Annotated in this window: 19 protein-coding genes; 5 read left to right on the forward strand and 14 right to left on the reverse strand. The window is 62.5% G+C overall.

Going from position 1 to position 22,853, the window contains the following annotated elements; translation table 11 throughout:
• Positions 1-3 precede the first annotated feature (3 nt).
• The 6 genes from pstB to CXP40_RS16860 form a co-directional block, all read right to left on the reverse strand.
• Positions 4-837 carry a phosphate ABC transporter ATP-binding protein PstB gene (gene pstB, locus CXP40_RS16830; RefSeq protein WP_013713351.1) on the reverse strand — a complete coding sequence of 278 codons (834 nt, stop codon included), beginning with the start codon at positions 835-837 and terminating at the stop codon, positions 4-6.
• Between the two features lie 66 nt (positions 838-903).
• The gene (gene pstA, locus CXP40_RS16835) at positions 904-2,580 is read right to left on the reverse strand and encodes a phosphate ABC transporter permease PstA (RefSeq protein ID WP_177429691.1); all 1,677 of its coding nucleotides are present in this window, start codon (positions 2,578-2,580) and stop codon (positions 904-906) included.
• A gap of 15 nt (positions 2,581-2,595) precedes the next feature.
• Positions 2,596-4,881, reverse strand: coding sequence for an ABC transporter permease subunit (locus CXP40_RS16840; RefSeq protein WP_106734705.1), 2,286 nt, complete (start codon positions 4,879-4,881; stop codon positions 2,596-2,598).
• 178 nt (positions 4,882-5,059) lie between these two features.
• Positions 5,060-6,028: a PstS family phosphate ABC transporter substrate-binding protein gene (locus tag CXP40_RS16845; protein ID WP_106734706.1), complete on the reverse strand. Its 969-nt coding sequence runs from the start codon at positions 6,026-6,028 to the stop codon at positions 5,060-5,062.
• 828 nt (positions 6,029-6,856) lie between these two features.
• On the reverse strand, positions 6,857-7,291 hold the full coding sequence (locus tag CXP40_RS16855; protein ID WP_106734708.1) for a PA2169 family four-helix-bundle protein: 435 nt from the start codon (positions 7,289-7,291) through the stop codon (positions 6,857-6,859).
• A 65-nt stretch (positions 7,292-7,356) separates the two neighbouring features.
• Positions 7,357-8,187 carry a BON domain-containing protein gene (locus CXP40_RS16860; protein WP_106734709.1) on the reverse strand — a complete coding sequence of 277 codons (831 nt, stop codon included), beginning with the start codon at positions 8,185-8,187 and terminating at the stop codon, positions 7,357-7,359.
• A gap of 210 nt (positions 8,188-8,397) precedes the next feature.
• Between CXP40_RS16860 and algB the strand changes: the two genes are divergently transcribed.
• Positions 8,398-9,750, forward strand: a complete 1,353-nt coding sequence (gene algB / locus CXP40_RS16865; RefSeq protein ID WP_106734710.1) for a sigma-54-dependent response regulator transcription factor AlgB — start codon at positions 8,398-8,400, stop codon at positions 9,748-9,750.
• Positions 9,751-9,763: 13 nt separating this feature from the next.
• The gene (locus CXP40_RS16870) at positions 9,764-11,560 is read left to right on the forward strand and encodes an ATP-binding protein (RefSeq protein ID WP_106734711.1); all 1,797 of its coding nucleotides are present in this window, start codon (positions 9,764-9,766) and stop codon (positions 11,558-11,560) included.
• 84 nt (positions 11,561-11,644) lie between these two features.
• On the opposite strand, the gene CXP40_RS16875 is transcribed toward CXP40_RS16870, so the two are convergent.
• From CXP40_RS16875 to CXP40_RS16900, 6 genes are all read right to left on the reverse strand, one after another.
• Entirely contained in the window at positions 11,645-11,830 is a 186-nt protein-coding gene (locus tag CXP40_RS16875) for a PA3371 family protein (RefSeq protein ID WP_106734712.1), read from the reverse strand.
• Positions 11,831-11,848: 18 nt separating this feature from the next.
• Positions 11,849-12,160 (reverse strand): hypothetical protein, encoded by a 312-nt coding sequence (locus CXP40_RS16880; protein ID WP_106734713.1) that lies wholly within the window; start codon positions 12,158-12,160, stop codon positions 11,849-11,851.
• Between the two features lie 175 nt (positions 12,161-12,335).
• Entirely contained in the window at positions 12,336-13,523 is a 1,188-nt protein-coding gene (locus CXP40_RS16885) for a hybrid sensor histidine kinase/response regulator (protein WP_106734714.1), read from the reverse strand.
• Positions 13,517-14,128, reverse strand: coding sequence for a chemotaxis protein CheB (locus CXP40_RS16890; RefSeq protein WP_106734715.1), 612 nt, complete (start codon positions 14,126-14,128; stop codon positions 13,517-13,519). The genes CXP40_RS16885 and CXP40_RS16890 overlap by 7 nt, the downstream gene beginning before the upstream one ends.
• The gene (locus CXP40_RS16895; RefSeq protein WP_013713339.1) at positions 14,125-14,934 is read right to left on the reverse strand and encodes a protein-glutamate O-methyltransferase CheR; all 810 of its coding nucleotides are present in this window, start codon (positions 14,932-14,934) and stop codon (positions 14,125-14,127) included. Before CXP40_RS16895 ends, CXP40_RS16890 begins: the two co-directional genes overlap by 4 nt.
• The gene (locus CXP40_RS16900) at positions 14,934-18,434 is read right to left on the reverse strand and encodes a response regulator (RefSeq protein WP_106734716.1); all 3,501 of its coding nucleotides are present in this window, start codon (positions 18,432-18,434) and stop codon (positions 14,934-14,936) included. Before CXP40_RS16900 ends, CXP40_RS16895 begins: the two co-directional genes overlap by 1 nt.
• 131 nt (positions 18,435-18,565) lie before the next feature.
• Between CXP40_RS16900 and CXP40_RS16905 the strand changes: the two genes are divergently transcribed.
• Positions 18,566-18,958, forward strand: coding sequence for a response regulator (locus CXP40_RS16905; protein ID WP_055985996.1), 393 nt, complete (start codon positions 18,566-18,568; stop codon positions 18,956-18,958).
• Between the two features lie 50 nt (positions 18,959-19,008).
• Positions 19,009-19,674 (forward strand): DUF3313 domain-containing protein, encoded by a 666-nt coding sequence (locus CXP40_RS16910; protein WP_055985999.1) that lies wholly within the window; start codon positions 19,009-19,011, stop codon positions 19,672-19,674.
• Here CXP40_RS16910 and CXP40_RS16915 read toward each other — a convergent pair whose 3' ends face one another.
• A complete protein-coding gene (locus CXP40_RS16915; RefSeq protein WP_055986002.1) occupies positions 19,675-20,457 on the reverse strand; it encodes an N-acetylmuramoyl-L-alanine amidase in 783 nt (260 codons plus the stop codon).
• Positions 20,454-21,044: a MarC family protein gene (locus tag CXP40_RS16920; RefSeq protein WP_037001645.1), complete on the reverse strand. Its 591-nt coding sequence runs from the start codon at positions 21,042-21,044 to the stop codon at positions 20,454-20,456. Before CXP40_RS16920 ends, CXP40_RS16915 begins: the two co-directional genes overlap by 4 nt.
• Positions 21,045-21,275: 231 nt before the next feature.
• Between CXP40_RS16920 and CXP40_RS16925 the strand changes: the two genes are divergently transcribed.
• A complete protein-coding gene (locus CXP40_RS16925) occupies positions 21,276-22,814 on the forward strand; it encodes a nucleobase:cation symporter-2 family protein (protein ID WP_106734717.1) in 1,539 nt (512 codons plus the stop codon).
• Positions 22,815-22,853: the final 39 nt, after the last annotated feature.

Here is a 22,853-nt window from a genome sequence, read left to right on the forward strand (position 1 = left end):
AAATCAACCATAGCGACCGGTGATGTAGTCTTCTGTCTGCTTCTTGGCCGGGTTGGTGAACAGGGTGTCGGTGTCGCCGAACTCGATCAGCTTGCCCATGTACATGAACGCGGTGTAGTCGGAGACGCGCGCCGCCTGCTGCATGTTGTGGGTGACGATGACGATGGTGTACTTGCTCTTGAGTTCGTAGATCAGCTCTTCGACCTTCAGCGTGGAGATCGGGTCGAGCGCCGAGCAGGGTTCGTCGAGCAGCAGCACTTCCGGCTGCACCGCAACAGTACGGGCAATCACCAGACGCTGCTGCTGACCGCCGGACAGGCCCAGCGCCGAATCGTGCAAACGGTCCTTGACCTCGTCCCACAGCGCCGCGCTCTTCAGCGCCCATTCCACGGCCTCGTCGAGCACGCGCTTGCTGTTGATGCCCTGGATGCGCAGGCCATACACCACGTTCTCGTAGATGCTCTTGGGGAAGGGGTTGGGCTTCTGGAACACCATACCGACGCGGCGGCGCAGCTCGGCCACGTCCTCACCCTTGCGGTAGATGTTGCGGCCGTCGATGTTGATCTCGCCCTCCACACGGCAACCGTCGACAAGGTCGTTCATGCGGTTGAAGGTACGCAGCAGGGTCGACTTGCCGCAGCCGGACGGGCCGATGAAGGCGGTCACACGCTGCTTGGGGATATCCATCTTGACGTCGAACAGCGCCTGCTTCTGGCCGTAGTACAGGTTCAGGCCCGGTACGGCGATGGCCGTGGTCTCGTTGGCCAGGCTCAGGCTCTGCTTGTCGCGGCCGAGGGCGGCCAGGTCGATACCGTGGGTATGGGTTTCGTGTTGCATAAACTCACTCCGTTCGTAGCTACAAGCTGCAAGCTGCGCACCGGCGGTGCGCGACTCGTAGCTGCGTTAGTGATCCAGCGCCTTGTACTTCTCGCGCAGGTGGTTACGGATATAGACCGCGGTCAGGTTGAGCAGGGCGATGACGATCACCAGCAGCAGCGCCGTGGCGTAAACCAGCGGGCGCGCAGCCTCGACGTTGGGGCTCTGGAAGCCGACGTCGTAGATGTGGAAGCCCAGGTGCATGATCTTCTGATCGAGGTGCAGGTACGGGTAGTTGCCATTGAGCGGCAGGGTCGGCGCCAGCTTCACCACACCCACCAGCATCAGCGGCGCCACCTCACCAGCGGCACGGGCCACGGCCAGGATCAGGCCGGTCATCATCGCTGGGCTGGCCATCGGGATGACCACCTTCCAAAGCGTCTCGGCCTTGGTCGCACCAAGCGCCAGCGAGCCTTCGCGCACTGCCCGCGGAATCCGCGCCAGGCCTTCCTCGGTGGCAACAATCACCACCGGCAGGGTCAGGATCGCCAAGGTCAATGAGGCCCACATCAGGCCCGGCGTGCCGAAGGTCGGCGCCGGTGCGGACTCAGGGAAGAACAGTTGGTCGATCGAGCCGCCCAGCACGTAGACGAAGAAACCGAGACCGAATACGCCGTAGACGATCGAAGGTACGCCAGCCAGGTTGTTCACCGCGATGCGGATCACCCGGGTCAGTGCGCCCTGGTGCGCGTATTCACGCAGGTACACCGCAGCGATCACGCCGAACGGGGTAACGATCACCGCCATCAGCATGACCATCAGCACGGTGCCGAAGATGGCCGGGAAGATACCGCCTTCAGTGTTGGCCTCACGCGGCTCGGCGCTGACGAATTCCCACAGCTTCATGGCGTAGAAGCCGAGCTTGTCGACAGTGCCCATGGCGTTCGGACGGAAGGCGCGGACAATCTTGCCCAGTTCGATTTCAGTCTGACGACCATCGCTGGCGCTCAGGGTCACACTGTCACGGTTGATCTGCTGGGTCAGTGCCACCATGCGCTCTTCGAGCACCTTGTACTCGGCATTCAGCGCATCGCGGCGAGCGTCCATGTCAGCTTGCGCGGCGTCATCCAGCTTGCCCTGCAACTGCAGTTTGCGGCCTTCCAGACGGATCCGCTCGAGGCTGTGGTTGATGCGGCCGATGTCTTTCTTCTCCAGGCGCACCAGTTGCGCATGCAAATCATCGACGCGATCCAGACGCTCCTGCAGCGCAACCCAGGCCGCATCACCCTCGGCGATTACCTGACCGCTTTCCTTGACGTTGAGCAGGTTGCCGTAGAAGTTGCCCCACTCGCGACGTTCCAGCACCGTAATGCCCGCTGGCTTGCGCGGGTTGCTCAGCCACTCGCCGACCACCCAGGTGAAGTCGGCGCCGAACAGCTCGCGGTTACCCACTTTCATCAGCTCGCGGGTCATGAATTCGCCGCCCTCTTCGGCGACCGGCAGGCCTGCGGCCGCGAGACGAGCGCGCGGCACTTCCTCGACCTGCACCACCTCACCCAGCATCACCCGCGCTTCCTGACCAGGCACCTGGTAGTCGGCTTCGAGGATGTCGGCCGGCCAGAAGTGGCCCAGGCCACGAGAGGCGATCACCGCCAGCAGACCAAGGGTCATGATGATGGCGATGGCAACCGCGCCACCGCTCATCCACACGCCCGGAGCGCCGCTCTTGTACCAGGATTTCAGGTTGTTCTGTTTCACGGACATATACCTTCCAAAACCTTAGAGCGACGAATACTTGGTGCGCAGACGCTGACGGATCAGCTCGGCCAGGGTGTTCATGACGAAGGTGAACAACAGCAGCACCATGGCGGCCAGGAACAACACACGGTAGTGAGTGCCGCCAACCTCAGACTCGGGCATTTCCACCGCGACGTTGGCCGCCAGGGTGCGCATGCCTTCGAAGATATTCATGTCCATGATCGGCGTGTTGCCGGTGGCCATCAGTACGATCATGGTCTCGCCCACCGCGCGGCCCATGCCGATCATCAACGCCGAGAAGATGCCCGGGCTGGCGGTGAGAATCACCACGCGGGTCAGGGTCTGCCAGGGTGTCGCACCGAGGGCCAGGGAGCCGAAAGTCAGGCTCTTGGGCACACTGAACACGGCGTCTTCGGCGATGGAGTAGATGTTCGGGATCACCGCGAAGCCCATCGCCAGGCCCACCACCAGGGCGTTGCGCTGGTCGAAGGGAATGCCCAGGTCGTTGGACAGCCACAGGCGCATATTGCCGCCGAACAGCCAGTTTTCCAGATGACCACTGATGCCGATGGAGAACCAGCCCACGGCAATCACGACCGGGATCAGCAGCGCCGCTTCCCAGCCCTCGGGAACGCGATGGCGGATGGACTCAGGCAGCTTGGTCCAGAGGAAGCCGAACAGCAGGATGCCCACCGGCGTCAGCAGCAGCAGGCTGAAGATGCCGGGTAAATGGTTCTCCAGAAACGGCGCGAGGAACAGACCGGCAAAGAAGCCGAGAATCACCGTCGGCAGCGCTTCCATCAGCTCGATCACCGGCTTGACCTTGGTGCGCATGCGCGGCGCCATGAAGTAGGCGGTGTAAATCGCTGCCGCGATGGCCAACGGAGCAGCCAGCAACATGGCGTAGAAGGCCGCCTTGAGCGTACCGAAGGCCAGCGGCGAGAGGCTCAGCTTGGCCTCGAAATCGGTGTTGGCCGAGGTCGACTGCCAGACATAGTCAGGCTCCGGATAGCTTTCGTACCAGACCTTGCCCCACAGCGAACTCCAGGAGATTTCCGGGTGCGGGTTGTCGACCAGGAAACGCTGCAGCTTGCCATCCGACTCCACCAGCACACGACTGGCACGCGGCGACAGGGCAGCGATGGCGCCGCCTTCGGCGACCTGCTGCTTGAGCAGGGTGCGGTGCGCGGTGCTGTGGAAAATGCCCAGGCGGCCGTCGGCATCCAGCGCCATGAAACCCTTGCGGCGCTCCTCGGGCAGAATCTGGGTGATCGCGCTGCTGCCCAGTTGGAAGCTGCGGATCGACTGGAAAGTGGACTTGCCGTCCTTGTCACGCACCATGAACCACTGCTGGATGCCGCCCTTGGCGTCACCGATCATGATCGAGATACCGCCGAGCAGGCTGGTGGCGCTAGTCACACTGTTGGAAGCATCCTTGAGCAGCTCGTAACGACCATTGAGGCTGCGCTTGCGCAGGTCGAAAACGTCGGCACTGGAGCTGCCGTTGAATACGTACAACCACATCTGACGCGGGTCGAGAATCAGCTGGCTGATCGGCTCACCGATCTGCGGCAGGTTGATGCGCTCCTCGCTGACGCTCACCTCGCCGGTGAACAGGTTCTCTTCACGGCTCAGGCTGATCAGGTGCAGCTCATTGCCGGTGGAGCCGGCCAGCATCAGCGTACCGCTGTTGAGGTTGATGGCGATGTGCTCGAGTGGTCGGCCTTGCGGATCGACTTCGATAGCTGCCTCACCGTAGGGGTACTCGATCTGTGGTGCGATCGTGCGCACGTTGTCCGGGTAGCTGATCTTGTAGTTGTGCTGAATGATCAGCGCCTGGCCGTTGGACAGGCCCAGTACCACGCGGCGCGTGCCTGGCTGATCCTGGCTGACGGACGCAACCGAAACACCCTGCGGCAACGGCAACTGCAGACGCTGCAGGGCTTCGCCGGTCTTGAGTTCGAAGAACTGCACGGCACCGGAAGCGTCCAGGCGCATGGCCACCTGGTTCTGTTCCTCGATGGCCAGCATCAATGGCGCTTGCGCCTCAGCCAGCCAGGCCGGTTGCTGAGCCTGGCGAGAGGTCAGTTCAGCGCCCTGGAACATGGGCAGCACAACGTGGGCGAGATAGAAGAAGATCAGGGTGATGGCGCCCAGAACCGCCAAACCACCGATGGAGACATACCAACGCGCCATACGATCCTTCAACGCGCGCATACGGCGCTTGCGTTGCAGGGCAGGCGTATTGAAGTCGATCCCTAGCGGATTCTGCGAACGGTTCATGGATTCGTTTGCCAAGTCATTCATGCGAGAAGTCTCTGCGCGAGCTTGATTGCAGCGCATACGGCTGCCCAGGCTTGTCAATTTAGCGAGCTTGTGTGACAGAAAGATTACAGCCTGCTGACATGACGAAGCCCGCCACCCATAAGGTGGCGGGTTCGTCGAATGGCCTGGCTACCAGAGCCAGGCCATCACACTGGAAGCCTTACAGGCCCAGTTCCTTCATCGCTTTTTCGGCTACCTTGGACGGCAGCGGGATGTAACCGTCTTTCATCACGACGTCTTGGCCCTGCTTGGACAGCACCAGCTTGATGAACTCGGCATCCAGCGGGCTCAGCGGCTGGTTCGGTGCCTTGTTCACGTAGACGTAGAAGAAGCGGGCCAGCGGGAACTTGCCAGCCAGGGCGTTTTCTTCCGAGGCTTCGAAGGCTTCACCGCCCTTCTTGGACAGCGGTACGGCGCGAACGCTGGAGGTACGGTAGCCAATACCCGAGTAGCCAATGGCGTTCAGGGTGCTGGAGATCGACTGCACCACAGAAGCCGAACCCGGCTGCTCGTTGACGTTGGATTTGAAGTCGCCTTTGCACAGGGCTTCTTCCTTGAAGTATCCGTAGGTGCCGGATACCGAGTTACGACCGAACAGCTGCAGCGGCTTGTTTGCCCACTCGCCGGTCAGACCGAGATCACCCCAGGTCTTGATGTCCTTGTCGTTACCGCACAGGCGGGTGCTGGAGAAGATCGCGTCAACCTGCTCGATCGACAGCGACTTGATCGGGTTGTCCTTGTGCACGAACACCGCCAGGGCGTCGATCGCTACCGGAACGGCGGTCGGCTTGTAGCCGTACTTCTCTTCGAACGCCTGGATTTCGCTGTCCTTCATCGGACGGCTCATCGGGCCCATGTTGGCGGTGCCTTCGGTCAGCGCGGGTGGCGCAGTGGAGGAACCAGCGGCCTGGATCTGGATGTTCACGTTGGGGTAGTTCTTCTTGAACTCTTCTGCCCACAGGGTCATCAGGTTGGCCAGCGAATCGGAACCGACGCTGGACAGGTTGCCCGACACACCGGAAGTCTTTTCGTAGTTCGGCAGAGCCGGGTCGACGGCGGCTACAGCAGATACGGCGCTTACGCCAGCGGCGGCGAAAGTCAGGGCCGCCATCAAACGCTTCAGTTTCATGCCTTGCTCCTAGCAGGATAGTGTTGGATGGAACGGGCCCAAGTATCTGCAGGCCACGTGACCACTCTATGAAACGAATGTGACAGTTAAATGAACGTCGACGAGTTTCGGGTGTGACCGATAAAGCGCTTCGCGTGGGTTGGGGGGGAAGTGCGGGGGATACTGGACTGGCGTATTTGTGTGCGTATCGCTTACTGGCTTAGCACTATCCATTACCGAGTCCACTGAGCGTTTGGGTTGCGCCCCTTACGGGCGCCGCTCCGGGGGCCGGCTTACAAGGGCCGTCCATGGCCCTTTAAGCCTCTCGCCGCATCCATGCCGCTCGTCCCCCTACGCAACACCTAAGTTCGGCCTCCTGAAGGGGACCGGACCGCGAGCTTGCGAAATCTCCGGAAGATCAAAGTCGGTAGCGTTTGGCTTTTGCTCTTCAACTGCGATGGTACAGACGACGCCCAAGTCCCCTTCAGGAGGCCGAGTGGAATCGCCGCGTAAGGGGTTGAGCGACATGGATGTCGCGAGAGCTGCGATGGGCCAGGGGTGCCCTTCGCAGCGTGCCCCTGGAGTGGTGATGGAACGAGGGAACCCCGGCGCAGCCGGGGCCGGATGGTGGGGTGCCCTTCTCTTTGGTTACTTTCTCTTGGGCAAGCAAGAGAAAGTGACTCGCCCGTAAGGGGCGAAACCAAGACGAAAGATCGACACGCCAATGATCCTTGCCCGGATATAAATAGCGCTAAAAGAACACACAAACTTGCCGCCCTGGCCTGCCCATCCCCAATAAAAAGCCCCCACACGCAGTGCGTGCAGGGGCTCGTAACAACGTCGCAGTGATTACTGCATATTCTGCTTCAGCGCGCGCATACGGTCGTGGCAAGCCCGCACCTTGGGCATCTCCACGGCCAACAGGACACGGACGTCATTGTCCGCGCTTTCCAGCGCATCTTCGAAGGCATGCAGAATACGGTCCTCTGCCTCCTCCAACTGCGCAACGTAGGTGGCATCTTCATCCTTGGCCAGGGTCGCGCGGGTGTCGGCGTAGAACTGGCGCAGCTTGCCCAGCATGGTGCCGCCAGACGCCGGCTCGCTCTGGTTGGCCGCAACCTTGACGCTCAGGGCGTCGATCACTTCAGTCTTGGCACGCACCATGTCGCGGAACAGCGCCTGCAGGCGGATGTCCTTGACCTCATCGTGGGCATGCTCGTAGAAGCGCTTGCCGTCGCGGGTGATTTCGATCAGTTCATTGAGTTGTGCGGTCTTGCTGCTCATGGATTCTCTCCTTGGCGATGGGACTTGCGGGTTATCGGCCGCTCCAGCGGCCGCGATTGCTTGGTTCAACTGTTGATACGCAGGGCATCTGCATCGACGCCACGCACGCCGCGAATGTTGCGGGCGATCTCGACCGCCAGGCGCTTCTCGGCGCTGCTCAGCACACTGCCGCGCAGGCTGACGAGACCGTCGTCGGTGTTCACCGAAATGTTCATGGCGTCCAGGTTACGGCTGTAGAGAAAGCTGGCCTTGACCTTACTGGTGATCCAGCTGTCGCTGATGTTCTCGCGCGCTTCGTCGAGGGTGGTTTGCACTTCGCTGCTACTGCTGTCGGCAGTGCTGATGCTGAGGTGGTTGAACACCTCGCGCACACCATCGGTATTGGCTGCCAGTTGCCCCGCCAACTCCTTGGCCGCGGGCGTCTGTGCGTGACCACTCAGGGTGATGTTGCCGGTCTCGCTCTTGACCTGAATGTCCAGGCCACGGGTGTTGCTGTTCCACAGCAGCTTGGACTTGACCGTGGCGGCGAGGCTGGCGTCCTCGAGACGCTGCACCATCCCCGGCGGGTTGCCCTCGACGGCATCGCTGCCGACTTCGATGCGATTGTTCACCGAGTCGATGCCCTCTATGCTCAGCGCCACCTGCTCGGCCAGCTCCTTCTGCACGTCGTTCTCGACCTTGCCACCGAGGGTGGCCACGCCATCCTCCACGTCGATCTTGAGCTTGAACGGGTTGAGATGGCGGTTGAGCGCGAAGGCAGTCCAGATTGAGCCTTCCTGGCGCGCAGCTTCGAGCTGCGAAGCCAGCGCGCCCTCGGCGGCCTGGCTGGCCAATGGAGTCAGGCCGAGCAGCAAAGCAGTGCTGGCGGCCAGCATCAAGGGTTTGAACGGGGGCATGAGTTCACTCCTGTTCGTGAGACGATACGAGGAATATGGCAAGCCCCATGCCAGCCATGAAAGAACATAAATACTATGTAAAACAATAAGTTAAACACAGTAAAGGCACCCTGCCTGCATGCAGGGTGCAGTATCTGCGCATTCAGGCCGTGCAACTTGCACGGTTTTTACCTGACTAAGCTGCATCGACCAGCAAGACGGAGCACATACATGGCAGTTGCAGAGCAAACCAGCGGGCGCATTCTGCTGGTGGATGACGAAGCGGCAATCCTGCGTACCTTCCGCTACTGCCTTGAAGATGAAGGCTATGACGTCGCCGGGGCCAGCAGCGCGGCGCAAGCCGAAGCGCTGTTGCATCGACAGGTGTTTGACCTGTGCTTCCTCGACCTGCGCCTGGGCGAGGACAACGGTCTCGACCTGCTGGCGCAGATGCGCATCCAGGCGCCGTGGATGCGCGTGGTGATCGTCACTGCCCACTCGGCCGTGGACACAGCGGTCGACGCCATCCAGGCCGGCGCCGCCGATTACCTGGTCAAACCCTGCACTCCCGATCAACTGCGCCTGGCGGCCGCCAAGCAGCTGGAAGTGCGTACCCTGGCCGCGCGCCTGGAAGCGCTGGAGGGCGAGGTGCGCAAGGTCAAGGACGGGCTCGATTCACACAGCCCGGCGATGATGTCGATCCTGGAAACCGCGCGCCAGGTTGCGGCCACCGACGCCAATATCCTCATCCTCGGTGAGTCCGGCACCGGCAAGGGCGAGCTGGCCCGCGCCATTCACGGCTGGAGCCGCCGCGCCAAGCGTACCTGCGTGACCATCAACTGCCCGTCGCTGACTGCCGAGCTGATGGAGAGCGAATTGTTCGGCCATGCCCGTGGCTCCTTCACCGGCGCCAGCGAAAGCACCCAGGGCCGCGTCAGCCAGGCCGATGGCGGTACCCTGTTCCTCGACGAGATCGGCGACTTCCCGCTGACGCTGCAACCCAAGCTGCTGCGCTTCATCCAGGACAAGGAATACGAGCGCGTCGGCGACCCGGTCACGCGCCGCGCCGATGTACGCATCGTCGCCGCCACCAACCTGGATCTCGACGAAATGGTCCGTGAAGGGCGTTTCCGCGAAGACCTGCTCTACCGCCTCAACGTCATCACCCTCAAGCTGCCGCCACTGCGCGAACGCCACGAAGACGTGATGTCCCTGGCCGAACGCTTTCTCGCCCGTTTCGTCAGCGACTACGGCCGTCCGGCCTGCGCCTTCAGCCCCGAAGCGGCAGCGGCTCTGCAGGCATATCGCTGGCCAGGCAATATCCGCGAACTGCGCAACGTCATCGAGCGTGCCAGCATCATCTGCCAGAGCGAGACCGTGGAGATTGCCCACCTCGGCCTCGGTGGCAGCAACGAAGCACCAACCAGCACCGTGCGGGTCGGCGCACCGATGAGCCTCGAGGAGCTGGAGAAGGCCCACATCGCTGCGGTATTGGCCAGCAGCAGCACCCTCGACATGGCGGCCAAGACACTGGGTATCGATACCTCGACCCTCTATCGCAAACGCAAGCAGTACAACCTCTAACCATGGGACCACCATGAAGCTGTCGATGAAGCTTCGCACGCGCCTGTTTCTCAGCATTTCGGCGCTGATCACCGTGGCCCTGCTGGGCCTGCTGCTCGGCCTGTTCAGCGTCACGCAGATGGCGCGTAGCCAGAGCGAACTGATCCAGCGTGGCTTCGATGCCGTGCAGGTCGGCCAGAAGCTGCGCCAGCATCTGGGCGACGAGCTGATCGTGCTGATCGATCCGCAGCCTGACGCGCAGCGCCTCGAGACCATTCGCCAGTCGTTCCGCGCCACCTTCGAGGAAGGGATCAACACCAACCTCGGCGCCGACTACATACGAGGACTGGAACGCGCTGCGGAGCTTTACGACGCGATGGAAAAAGCGGCCAGCGGCGGCACCCCGCCTGGCGAAACGCCGCACAACCTGGGCGGTTACAAACCCTTCACCGAAGCCTTTCAGCGCTTGCGCAATCACCTGCTGGAACAGCAGGATCAGGTCGTCAACTGGGTCATCGCCGCCGAGCACAAGGCCGGCGAGCGTTCCCAGCTGATCGCCGGGCTTCTGGTACTGACCGGCCTGGCCGTGCTGGCGATCGGCGTACTCACCGCCCACGGCATCGCCCGCCGCTTCGGCGCGCCCATCGATATGCTGGTGCGCGCCGCTGACCAGATCGGCCAGGGCAAATACGATGTGGTACTGCCTGTATCGCCCGTGGTGGAGTTGGCAGTGCTGAGTCGCCGCTTCGGCCTGATGACCGAGGCGCTGCGCGAATACCATTCGAGCAACCTCAACCAGTTGCTCAGCAGCGAAGGCCGCCTGAAAGCCGTGCTCGACAGCATCGACGATGGCCTGGTCATCCTCGACGAGCAGGGCCGCATCGAGCACGCCAACCCCGTAGCGCTACGCCAGCTGTCCTGGCACGCCGATATCCTCGGTCAACCGATCGGACCGCTGCTGCCGGATCACGCCGTCGACGAGGCACTGCGCCAGGTACTCGCAGGCGAGCTGCTGTACGAACCGCCCGCCGACCTGCAGATCGAGCGCGACGGTGAAACCCGTCTGCTGGCCTGGGCGCTGACGCCGGTCCAAGTGAGCGAAGGTGGCAGCGTAGGGGCCGTGATGGTGCTGCGTGACGTCACCAAGCAACGCGCCTTCGAGCGTGTGCGCAGCGAATTCATCCTGCGCGCCTCGCACGAGCTGCGCACGCCGATCACCGGCATGCACATGGCCTTCAGCTTGCTACGCGAGCGCCTCTCGCTGCCGCCGAGTGGCCGTGAGCAGGAGCTGATGCGCACCGTCGATGAGGAAATGCATCGCCTGGTGCAGTTGATCGACGATCTGCTGAATTTCTCGCGCTACCAGAACGGCATGCAGACCCTGCAGCGCCGTCCCTGCGACCTGGCCGAGATGATCCGGCAGGCGCCGCAGCGCTTTGTCGAGAAGACCGCCGAGCGTGAAGTGACACTGGTCTGCGAGGTTCACGAACCGCTGCCGCGCCTGAGCCTCGATGCTGCACAACTGGAGCGACTGATCGACAACCTGATCGACAATGCCCTGCGCTACAGCAACCCGGGTGATGCAGTGCGGCTACAGGTACGCCGCCACGGCGAGCAGGTGATCGTCAGCGTGCAGGATGACGGCGAGGGCATCCCCTTCGAGCAGCAGGCTCGTATCTTCGAGCCCTTCGTTCAGGTTGGCAGACGCAAGGGTGGCGTCGGTCTGGGTCTAGCGCTGGCGCGGGAGATCGTGCAGTTGCACGGCGGCCAGCTCAGCGTTCACTCCCGCCCGGGCGAAGGCTCCACCTTCTACTTCAGTCTGCCGGTCTGAGGTCTCACCTGGACTGATGACTCGGGCAATAAAAAACGCCGCAATCTTCGCGGCGCTTTCTATTGCTTCGGTGCCGAATCACGCTCAACGCAGGACCGGATCGAACTTGATGCGGCGCCCGGCCATCAGCGCCACCAGGAAACCCAGGCCGAAAACGACGCTGGCTCCCTTGAGCAGCAGGGCGGAACCCTCTTCCAGGCCCGGGCTTAGCCACAATGCGGCCAGGCTCGACAAGGTCATGATCAACAACAGGATGGCACTTCTGGACATGGCAGGACTCCTTGTCGGTCAGAACACCCAGCGCTGGGTGCTGTTGGCAGGGCGCGGCTCACGGTTGGCGGTATCGGTGTCGCCATCGTCGGAAATACGCAGCCACTGGGCGTCGTCACCGATGGCGCCGACTGCGCGGGTAGGCTGGCTACGCAGTTCGGCGGAGCCGCCCTGCCGGGCACCGACACGGGACTCCCAAACGGGCGAGTTGGAAATGGTGAACTCAGCCGTCTTAGTAATGGCGCCAGCCGAGCCGGTGAAATCTTTGGCGTAAGCCCCGTTGACCAGCAATGCAGCGACGCAAAACAGGCTCAGTCGGACGATGTTCATGGCGCTTCTCCATCAGCAGGTCTGTCGGGGGCTTACACGACTGATTTTGCAGCGCTCATGCCAACATCAAATCACGAATAATATTCTTATAAATCAATGAGTTATTAATTTGTAAAATTTTTTGCCCCATGCACTTTGCAAGATGCATGAATTACGACACGTGCAATTTGCACGATCAGCTGCGACGCGGCAGCACGACACTGAAGCAGGCGCCCTCGCCGAGGCGACTGCTGAGCTCGATACGGCCACCGTGGGCCTGGACGATCTGCTCGCTGATGAACAGGCCAAGTCCAAGCCCTTGGGCGACGCTGGTACCGGATACCCGCTCGAACTGCTCGAATACGCGCCCCTGATCCTCTTCCGAGATACCCAGGCCCTGATCGCGTACTTCGGCACGAACCTGCTCACCCTCTGCCGCGACCCGTACCGATACCGGCTTGCCGCCACCGTAGCGCAAGGCGTTGGTCAGCAGGTTGGCGAGAACCTGCTCGATGCGGAACTCGTCCATCATCACCGGGGCCGGCCCCTCCACGTGCAGGTCGATAGGCGTGCCGGTATTGGTGTACTGCGCAGCCAGGCTCTCTACCACGCTGCCGGCCAACACACCGAGGTCACCCGGTTCCGGGCGCACGGAAAGCTTGCCGGTACGGATGCGCGAAACATCCAGCATGTCGTCGATCAGGCGGCTCAGGCTGCGGATCTGCCGCTCATCGCGCGTGATCATCTCCTGCAGCTTGTCGGGCGTGAAGGCATCCATGCGCCCCTGCTCCAGGCGCAGCCGGCGCAGTTGCACATCGAGGATCAGGCCGTTGAGCGGCGTGCGCAGCTCGTGCGAGGCGATGGACATGAACACGTCACGCATCTCCACCGCCTTCTGCAGCTCCGCCTGCGTTTCGCGCAGCTCCTCGAGTAGCGCCTCCTGTTCACGGCGCGCCGCCTCGACCACCTCCAGCTGCATGCTCAGGGCTTTGCGGTGGCGGTACAGCTCGACGAACATGGACACCTTGCTGCGCACCTCGAACGGCGACAACGGCTTGTGCAGGAAATCCACCGCACCGCTCTCGTAACCCCGGAAGGCATAGTCCATGTCGCGCCCGACCGCGCTGACGAAGATGATCGGAATGTGCTTGGTCTTCTCCGTGCCACGCATCAGCTCGGCCAACTCGAAGCCGTTCATGCCCGGCATCTTCACGTCGAGAATGGCCAGGGCGAATTCGTTTTCGAGCAGTAGCGACAACGCCTCATCGGCACTGCTGGCCTGGAACACGGTGCGATCCTCGCTCTGGATCAGCGAACGCAGGGCCAGGAGGTTTTCCGGCAGGTCGTCGACGATCAGCACCTTGGCTTCAATCTTCCTCAGCATGGCAGGGTATCCAGTTCGGCCAGCAGCAGGCGCATGGCATTGATAGGCAGGAGAAAATCCGGTTTGAGCAGCGCCAGCGCGGCATTCGGCATGGTGGGCACCAGCGCGTCGGCCGGGTCCTGTACCAGTGTCAGCCCACCGGCCTGCTGAACAGCCAGCAGGCCGAAAGCGCCATCCTCGTTGGCGCCAGTCAGCAGCGCAGCAGCCAGGTGCTCGCCGTAGGCATCGGCAGCAGACTCAAAGAGGATGTCGATCGAGGGCCGGGAGAAATGCCGCGGCTCCTCACGACTGAGGGAAAAGCTGCGCTCGGTTTCGATGGACAGGTGGTAACCCGCGGGCGCCACGTAAACCATGCCGCTGCGCAGGTATTCCTTGTCCTCGGCTTCCTTGACCGGCAGCCGTAGGCGCCGGGCAAGCAGGTCTGCCAGCAGGCTGTCGTTGCGATCCGGCTGATGCAGCAGGCACACCACCGGCAGCCGGTAGTCCGGCGGCAGGTCTTCGAGCAGGCTGAGCAAGGCTTCCACGCCGCCGGCAGAAGCGCCGATCAGTAGCGCCTGCAGCGGCGCACGAACCTGGCCGCGGAGGTTGATCCGCTGGCTGCTCATCGCTTGCGAAAAATCCGCTCGGGCCGCGACACGGCCTCGAACTGTCGGGCGTAGGCGGAGAAATCCAGGCTTTCCTTGCTGCCCAGGCCGAGAAAGCCGCGATGACAGAGGGACTCGTGGAACAGACCGAGGGCACGGTCCTGCAGGTCGCGGTTGAAATAGATCAGCACATTGCGGCACGACACCAGATGGGTTTCGGCGAACACGCTGTCGGTGGCCAGGCTGTGGTCGGCGAAGGTCACGTTGGCGCGCAGCGACTTGTCGAACAGCACGCGGTCATAGGCTGCCGAGTAGTAGTCGGAAAACGCCCGCTTGCCGCCGGATAGCTGATAGTTCTGGGTATAGGTGCGCAGGTTGTCGAGGGCGAAGATGCCCTGTTCGGCCTTTTCCAGCGAGTGCGGGTTGATGTCGGTGGCATAGATCATGGTGCGCTCCAACAAGCCTTCCTCGTGCAGCAGGATGGCCAGGGAGTACACCTCCTCCCCCGTACTGCAGCCAGCCACCCAGACCTTCAGCGATGGATAGGTGTGCAGCAGCGGCACCACCTGCTCGCGCAGGGCGAGAAAGTAGTCGGGGTCGCGGAACATCTCGCTGACCGGGATGGTGAGGTACTGCAACAGCTGCATGAACGCCTGCGGCTCGTGCAGGATGCGCTCCTGCAGCGCCGAAATGGTCGGGCAATCGAGCTGCGCCTGCGCCTGACGCACACGGCGCTTGAGCGAGGCTTTCGAATAATCGCGAAAGTCGTAGCTGTAACGCAGATAGATCGCCTCGATCAGCAGGCGCAGCTCGATTTCGTCAGGCATCACAGACGCTCCAGCTTGGGCATCCACACGCGGATCAGGGAGAACAGGCGATCCAGGTCGATGGGTTTGGCCAGGTAATCGTTGGCACCGACCTGACGGCAGCGCTCCTGGTCATCCTTCATCGCCTTGGCCGTCACCGCAATGATCGGCAGGTTTTTCCAGCGTTCTTCCAGGCGAATCTGCCGGGTGGCCTCGTAGCCATCCATCTCCGGCATCATCACGTCCATCAGTACAAGGTCGATGTCCTCGTGCTCGCGCAACTTGGCCAATGCCTCATGGCCGTTGCGCGCCACCTCCACCGAGGCGCCCTTCTGCTCCAACGCGCTGGACAGGGCGAAGATGTTGCGCACGTCGTCATCGACCAGCAGCAGGCGGCGGCCCTCGAACAGTTTGTCACGGCTGCGCGCGGTCTTGAGCATCTTCTGGTGCTCGCTGGACAGCTCGGCCTCGACCTTGTGCAGGAACAGGGTGACCTCGTCCAGCAGCCGCTCCGGCGAGCGTGCGCCCTTGATGATGATCGAGCGCGAATACTTGAGCAGCTCGGCTTCCTCGTCGCGGGTCAGGTTGCGCCCGGTGTAGACGATCACCGGCGGGAAGGAGCAGATGTCTTCCTCGGCCATGCGCCGCAGCAGCTCGTTGCCAAGCATGTCAGGCAACTTGAGGTCGATGATCATGCAGTCGAAGACGGTCGTGCGCAGTTTCTCCAGCGCTTCGCCGGCCAGGGCCACGGCGGTGATCTCGATGTCTTCGTCGCCGATCAGGCGGGCCACGCTGTCGCGCTGCAACGGGTCGTCCTCGACCAGCAGTACGCGCTTGACCTGCTGATTGAGCTTGGCCTCGAGCCTGCCGAAGACTTCCTTGAGCTGATCGCGACTGGTGGGCTTGAGCGCATAGCCAACCGCCCCCAGGTGCAGCGCGGCCTCGCTCTGATCCTCTACCGAGACCACATGTACAGGGATATGACGGGTCTGCGGATCATCCTTCAGACGTTGCAGCACACCGAGGCCTGAGCCGTCGGGCAGGCGCATGTCGAGCAGGATGGCGTCCGGACGATACTGCTGCGCCAGCTCCAGGCCTTCATCGGCGCAGGTGGCGACCAGACAGGCGTAGCCCAGCTCGTGAGCCAGATCAAAGAGGATACGGGCGAAGCGCACTTCGTCCTCCACTACCAGCACGCGACGACCACCATGCTCATCCAGGTGCTCACGATCATCGGCAAATGGTGCCGGCTGTCTGGGCATCGGTGCTGGTACAGCTGCAGCAGCAGGCGCGACAGCAACGGCCGGCACCACGGCAACCACCGGTTCGCTCGGCGGCTTGCTCGCGCCCCCAGCGTCGACCATGCGCTCGGGCAACAGCAAGGTGAAGGTACTGCCCTCGCCGGGCACGCTGCTGACGGTGATGGAGCCGCCCAGCAAGCCGGCCAGGTCACGCGAGATGGACAGCCCCAGGCCGGTGCCGCCATAACGACGGTTGGTGGTGCCGTCGGCCTGGCGGAAGGCCTCGAAGATCGCCTGCTGCTGATCGGCGGCGATACCGATGCCGGTATCATGCACGGCGAACGCCAGATAATGATCGTCCTGACGCGACACGCTCAGGGTCACGCCACCGCGGTCGGTGAACTTGAAGGCGTTGGACAGCAGGTTACGCAGGATCTGCTCGGCGCGCTGGCGGTCAGTGAACAGCACCTGCGGCAGCTCGCCCTGCTGCTCGATCACGAAACTCAGGCCGCGCTCGCCTGCTAGCGGTACGAACACATCATTCAGGCCCTCGAGCATGCTCGTCAGCGGCGTACGCTCAGGACGCACCTCGAGCTTGCCGGCCTCGACCTTGGCAATGTCGAGAATATCGTTGATCAGATTGAGCAGGTCGTTGCCGGCCGAGTAGATCGACTCGGCGAACTTCACCTGCTCGTCGTTGAGGTTGCCATTACCGTTCTCCGCCAGCAGCTTGGCCAGGATCAGCGAGCTATTGAGCGGCGTGCGCAGCTCGTGGCTCATGTTGGCGAGGAATTCGGACTTGTAGCGGCTGGCGCGCTGCAGCTCTTCGGCGCGCTCTTCCAGTTGCGCCTGGATACGGCCAAGGGTGGTGTTGCGCTGATCGAGTTCGTCGCGCTGGTCGGCCAGTGTCTGCGCCTGCTCGGAGAGCTTCTCGTTGGTCTGTTCGAGTTCGGCCTGTTGGGTTTCCAGGTGGGCCTGAGACTCCTTGAGCACACGAGCCTGCTGCTCCAGTTCCTCGTTGGCGGCACGCAGTTCTTCCTGCTGGGTCTGCAGCTCCTCGTTGAGTTGCTGGGTTTCGCCCAGGATGTCCTGCAGACGCTGACGATAACGGGCCGCCTCCAACGCATTACCCACATTGCCGGCGATGGCGTCGAGAAACTCGCGCTCGCGTGGTTCCAGCGCACGCATGAAAGCCAGTTCGATCACGCCGTTGACGCGATCCTCCGATTGCAGCGGAACCAGGGCGACGCTGACCGGCAGGCCCTCGCCAAGGCTCGACGCTACCTTTATGTAATCGGCCGGCAGGTCATCCAGGCACACCACACGACGCCCGCGGGCGGCCTGCCCAACCAGGCCTTCTCCGCTGTAGAAATGCGCCTTGAGGCCAGCGTCTTCGCTGAAGCCATAACCGGCCACCCGCTTCAGGTCGCCGGTTTGAGCATCACGCAGATAAAGGGCAGCAACCACGCAACCCAGGTACTCAGCTAGAAATTCAAGAGAGCGATCCGCCAGCTCCTGCACACGCGGCTGGCCCACAAGTCGCTCCGCCAGCAGATTCTGACCACCACCCAGCCAGGCACGACGGCGCTGCTCGTCCGCGTAGTCCGCCTGCTTGGCCATGGCCTGGGAATAGGTCTGCGAGAGGTTCATCAGCTCTCGACGCCCGAACAGCGCCAACAGAGCGCTGAACAGGATGCTGACCACCAGGTAGATACCCGCCCCCCACAGCGTGGTGTTGCTGACATTGGCATTACGCTGCTGACGCAGTTCGCGCTCGCTGTTGATGAAGGTGTCGAGCTCACGTCGCATGCCATCAGTGAGGTTCTTGCCGCGGCCACGCCCGACTTCAGCCATGAAGTTGCCGCCGGAACGGCGACTGGCGATGACTTCCTGAGCATACAGATCCCATTGATCCTGCATGGCCAGCAAACGTTCGAGACGCTGCACCTGCGGCGGGTTGTCCGCGACCATGTCAATGAGCTGCTCGGTCTGTGGCCGGAACTTGCCGCGTGCCTGCTCGTAGGGCGCCAGGTAATCCTCCTCCCCACTGAGCAGGTAGCCGCGCATACCGGTCTCCATGTCGAGCGTCAGCTTGTAGATTTCACTGGCTCGGTTGAGTACCTGGTCGGTGTGTTCGACCCAGCGGATCACACTGAGCAGGTAGCCGATCAATACCGCAAAGCACAAAGCGCCAACCAGCCCAAGGCCCAGCGGCAACCCGACGTTGCGATTGAGAATTCGGCGAAAACCCTGCTCGTCCATTGCGGACTCATTCGACATTGGGACGTCCATTCGATGGTTGTCTCGCTTCTTCTTATCTATCCGGGGAAGGCGTATGGCACACTGACCGCGCGCATTCCCCGAAGTTTGCCAAACATTTGCGCATTCTGCGCGCGAAAACAGAGACTCAGATGACCGAAACCGATTGTGCTGCCACCAAAACCATCCTGTTGGTTGAGGACGACGACGTCGTGCGCCAACTCACCGCTGAAGTGCTGGGGGAGTTCGGTTATTGCGTCCACGCCCTGCGCGACGGCCCCAGCGCGCTGGAGCTGCTGCACACCGCGCAGCATTTCGACCTGCTGATGAGCGACATCGGCCTACCGGGGATGGATGGCCGTGAGCTGGTAGCCGCAGCGCGTCAGCTGCGGCCGACTCTGCCAGTATTGTTCGCCAGCGGCTACAACGAACGCGAATTGCTCGAAGAAGTGCGCGCCCGCGACAGCGCGGCGGCCACCGACAGCATCGTCAAGCCCTACGATTTACAGCTATTGGAGCAGCGCCTGAGCGAACTGGCAGGCTGACGAAGCGGCATCTAGGCTGATGGCAGGCCACTCAACAGGAGCGCCTGCCGATGCGTTACGCCCCCTCACTTTGTCTCGCTCTGCTCACGGGTTTACTACTGGGCGGCTGCGCCAGCCAGACCACCCAGCCTGCACAATTCTCGGGCTATCTTCCCGATTATTCCCAGCTCCAGCCCGCTACCTCTGCCACTGGCGCGCCAGTGCTGCGCTGGATCTCGCCGCAATTCAGCAACGTGCGCTACACGACGGTGTACGTAGAGAAACCAAGCTTCTACCCGCAGCCGACACCGAGCGATCAGGTCAGTGCGCAGACGCTGGACAACGTCCGTGACTACCTGCACCAGGCACTGATCCGTGAGCTGCAGGGGCGTATGACGGTCGTCAGCGAACCGACCAGAGACAGCCTGGTACTGCGCAGCGCGATCACTGGCGTGACGGTGTCGACCGAGGGGCTCAAGGCCTATGAGGTGATTCCCGTGGCGCTCGTACTCGCAGCCGCAACCACAGCAGCCGGCACCCGTGACCGCGACAGTGCGATCTTCATCGAGATGGAGGCGCTCGATGGTCGCACCAGCGCCCCCATGCTACGCGTGGTACGCAAGGGCCATGGCCTGGCGCTGGAGAACAGCAGCACCCAGCTGACCCTTGACGACCTCAAACCCGTGCTGGATGTCTGGGCGCGCGACGCGCGTGACTTCCAGCCAGGCCCACGGTGATCAGCCGGCCGCCTGCAGGTTGAGCACCAGCAGGCGCGCGGCGGTTTCGGCGTCCGGCTGGCCGTCGTAGTTGGCCGGGCGATACTTCATCTGGAAGGCGGCGATGACGTTGCGCGTCGCCTCGTCCAGCTCACCATGCTGCGGCACCGTATAACCGTTCTGCGCCAACTGCTCCTGGAACCACTGCACGCTGGGCAGGCTGGTGCTGAACAGTGCCTGCTGGCGGGCCACAGCGTCCTCGTTCGGCCAGGGCACCAGGCCCTCGTCGGCCAGACGCTTCCAGGGGAACAACGGGCCCGGATCGACCTTGCGCTGCGGCGCCACATCACTGTGCGCAATGATCGAGCCCAACGGTAACTGGTGACGCTTGACGATGTCCTTGAGCAACACGATCAGGGTATCGATTTGCTGCGGCGCGAAAGGCTGCCAGTAACGGCCGGCCGGCGTCTGGTAGTAGCCCTGGTTGACCAGTTCGATACCAATGGTGGTGCTGTTGAGCCAGGTGCGCCCCTTCCATTCGCTGACGCCGACATGCCAGGCACGCCGATTTTCATCCACCAGGCGGTAGACCGTCGGCGGTGCATCACCGATCAGGTAATGGCTGCTCACCTCGGTCTGCGTCAGCAAGTCGAGCGAGCGTTGCAGGTCAGCGGAGGTGTAATGCAGCACGATGTATTGCACGCGGCTGTTCTGGCCGGTCGCGGTATGGCTGTCGTCGATACGCAGACCACCGGTGCAACCGGCCAGCAAAACGAGGACGAAGGTAAGGCAGAGAGACTTCATGCGTGACCGAATACGCTTTGCAGGTTATCCAGCAGCATGTCGACGCTGAGCATGATCAGTAGCATGCCCATCAATCGTTCCACCGCCATCAACCCGCGATTACCGAGGAACCGCTGCAGAAACGACGCCTGCAGCAGGATGAATGCCGTCGCCGCCCAGGCCAGGATCAACGCGAGGTAGAGCTCCCAGAGCGGTCCGGTGTGAGTGTTGCGCAGGGTCATCAGCACCGCGAGTGCCGAGGGCCCGGCCACCGCCGGCGTGGCCAGCGGCACCAGCATCGGCTCACCGTCCGGCACGTCGCCGAGCAGGCCCTGCGGGCTGGGAAAGATCAGGCGCATGGCGATGACAAACAGGATGATACCGCCGGCAATCGCGGTTGCCTCCCGTGACAGCCCGAGGCTGGTGAGGAATTTGTCACCAAAGGTGAGGAACAGCAGCAACAGGCCGAGGGCGAACAGCAGCTCGCGCGCGGCAATCCACAACCGCCTGCGCGGCTCGACGTTCTTCAGCGCGGCGATATAGATGGCGATATTGCCGAAAGGGTCGGTGACCAAAAAGATCAGCACGGCGATGCTGAAGATGTCCATGGGCGTCTCCGGTGGCTAGTGCGCATAGTCTAGGGCCTTGCGGGGTCGCCTCGCGAGTCGGCGCAGCAGTCATATTCGAGCGTTTTCGTCGATCCAGGAAATTTTGTGACCCAAACCCTCGCCCAAGTTCTCGACAACTACCGTCGGTAAAAATGTATACAAAGTGGTAGCCAAGATCACAACAAAATGTCTACATTGACCAGACAAGAACAACAGCGAGTAGCTTTCCCCATGACTTCCACCCCCAACAGCGCGCCCGTGACCCAGCGTCCTGAGGACGAGAATCTCGGTATCAGCGCAAACTTTGCTTACGGCTTGCAGCATGTCCTGACCATGTACGGCGGGATCGTTGCGGTTCCCCTGATCGTTGGCCAGGCTGCCGGACTGTCACCCGCCGATATCGGCCTGTTGATCGCTGCCTCACTGTTCGCCGGCGGCCTGGCTACCTTGCTGCAAACCCTCGGCCTGCCTTTCTTCGGCTGTCAGTTACCACTGGTGCAGGGCGTCTCGTTCGCCGGGGTGGCGACCATGATCGCGATCATCGGCAGCGATGGCGCCGGGGGCATCCCGGTGGTGCTCGGCTCGGTGATCGCCGCGTCCCTGATAGGGCTGCTGATAACGCCCGTGTTCTCACGCATCACCAAGTTCTTCCCGCCCCTGGTGACCGGTATCGTCATCACCACCATCGGCCTGACGCTGATGCCAGTGGCCGCGCGCTGGGCCATGGGCGGCAACAGCCGCGCCGCGGACTTCGGCAGCATGGCCAACATCGGCCTGGCTGCCTTCACCCTGGCCACCGTGCTGCTGCTGAGCAAGGTCGGCAGCGCCAGCATCTCGCGCCTGTCGATCCTGCTGGCGATGGTCATCGGCACCCTGGTTGCCGTGGCCTTTGGCATGGCGGACTTCTCCCAGGTCCTGAACGGACCGCTGCTGGCCATGCCCGAACCCCTGCACTTCGGCATGCCGGTGTTCAAGGTGGCCGCCATCCTGTCGATGGTCATCGTGGTGATCGTGACCCTGGTGGAAACCTCGGCGGATATCCTCGCCGTTGGCGAGATCATCGGCACCAAGGTGGACTCCAAGCGCCTGGGTAACGGCTTGCGCGCCGACATGATCTCCAGCATGTTCGCCCCGCTGTTCGGCTCCTTCACGCAAAGCGCTTTTGCCCAGAACGTCGGCCTGGTGGCCGTGACCGGGGTGAAGAGTCGCTACGTGGTCGCCAGCGCCGGCCTGATTCTGGTCACTCTCGGCCTGCTACCGGTAATGGGCCGCCTGATCGCTGCCGTACCGACTGCCGTGCTTGGCGGTGCTGGCGTCGTGCTGTTCGGTACCGTGGCCGCCAGCGGCATCCGCACCCTGGCCAAGGTCGACTACCGCAACAACATGAACCTGATCATCGTCGCCACCTCGATTGGCTTCGGCATGATCCCCATCGCCATGCCGAGCTTCTACCACCACTTCCCGGCCTGGTTCGAAACCATCTTCCATTCGGGCATCAGCTCGTCGGCGATCATGGCAATCCTGCTCAACCTGCTTTTCAACCACTTCACCACGGGCAACTCGGATCAACAGTCGGTGTTCGTCGCCGGTACCGAGCGCAGCCTGCGCTACCGCGATATTGCCGCGCTGCATGAAGGCGACCACTTCGTCGACGGCAAGCTGTATGACGCGCAGGGTAACGAAGTACCCCTGCAGGACGACAGCGACCACGCCCCGCGAACTCGCAACACCCCGACGGCCAGCACGCAGTCGGCAGAAGCGACGTCATAGGGAAGTTTGACCGGCGCTTTGCGAGCCGCGGCCTCTACC

The sequence above is a fragment of the Pseudomonas sp. YY-1 genome (assembly GCF_002843095.1).
Lineage (GTDB): Bacteria > Pseudomonadota > Gammaproteobacteria > Pseudomonadales > Pseudomonadaceae > Aquipseudomonas > Aquipseudomonas sediminis_A.

Coding starts and splice junctions, on each gene's coding strand:
- CXP40_RS16895 (WP_013713339.1), bottom strand. CDS start 14,934: ATGCCTGACGAAATCGAGCTGCGCCTGCTGATCGAGGCGATCTATCTG.
- CXP40_RS16920 (WP_037001645.1), bottom strand. CDS start 21,044: ATGGACATCTTCAGCATCGCCGTGCTGATCTTTTTGGTCACCGACCCT.
- algB (WP_106734710.1), top strand. CDS start 8,398: ATGGCAGTTGCAGAGCAAACCAGCGGGCGCATTCTGCTGGTGGATGAC.
- CXP40_RS16880 (WP_106734713.1), bottom strand. CDS start 12,160: ATGAACATCGTCCGACTGAGCCTGTTTTGCGTCGCTGCATTGCTGGTC.
- CXP40_RS16915 (WP_055986002.1), bottom strand. CDS start 20,457: ATGAAGTCTCTCTGCCTTACCTTCGTCCTCGTTTTGCTGGCCGGTTGC.
- CXP40_RS16870 (WP_106734711.1), top strand. CDS start 9,764: ATGAAGCTGTCGATGAAGCTTCGCACGCGCCTGTTTCTCAGCATTTCG.
- pstB (WP_013713351.1), bottom strand. CDS start 837: ATGCAACACGAAACCCATACCCACGGTATCGACCTGGCCGCCCTCGGC.
- CXP40_RS16860 (WP_106734709.1), bottom strand. CDS start 8,187: ATGCCCCCGTTCAAACCCTTGATGCTGGCCGCCAGCACTGCTTTGCTG.
- CXP40_RS16840 (WP_106734705.1), bottom strand. CDS start 4,881: ATGAATGACTTGGCAAACGAATCCATGAACCGTTCGCAGAATCCGCTA.
- CXP40_RS16890 (WP_106734715.1), bottom strand. CDS start 14,128: ATGAGCAGCCAGCGGATCAACCTCCGCGGCCAGGTTCGTGCGCCGCTG.
- CXP40_RS16905 (WP_055985996.1), top strand. CDS start 18,566: ATGACCGAAACCGATTGTGCTGCCACCAAAACCATCCTGTTGGTTGAG.
- CXP40_RS16885 (WP_106734714.1), bottom strand. CDS start 13,523: ATGCTGAGGAAGATTGAAGCCAAGGTGCTGATCGTCGACGACCTGCCG.
- CXP40_RS16855 (WP_106734708.1), bottom strand. CDS start 7,291: ATGAGCAGCAAGACCGCACAACTCAATGAACTGATCGAAATCACCCGC.
- pstA (WP_177429691.1), bottom strand. CDS start 2,580: ATGTCCGTGAAACAGAACAACCTGAAATCCTGGTACAAGAGCGGCGCT.
- CXP40_RS16910 (WP_055985999.1), top strand. CDS start 19,009: ATGCGTTACGCCCCCTCACTTTGTCTCGCTCTGCTCACGGGTTTACTA.
- CXP40_RS16900 (WP_106734716.1), bottom strand. CDS start 18,434: ATGTCGAATGAGTCCGCAATGGACGAGCAGGGTTTTCGCCGAATTCTC.
- CXP40_RS16875 (WP_106734712.1), bottom strand. CDS start 11,830: ATGTCCAGAAGTGCCATCCTGTTGTTGATCATGACCTTGTCGAGCCTG.
- CXP40_RS16925 (WP_106734717.1), top strand. CDS start 21,276: ATGACTTCCACCCCCAACAGCGCGCCCGTGACCCAGCGTCCTGAGGAC.
- CXP40_RS16845 (WP_106734706.1), bottom strand. CDS start 6,028: ATGAAACTGAAGCGTTTGATGGCGGCCCTGACTTTCGCCGCCGCTGGC.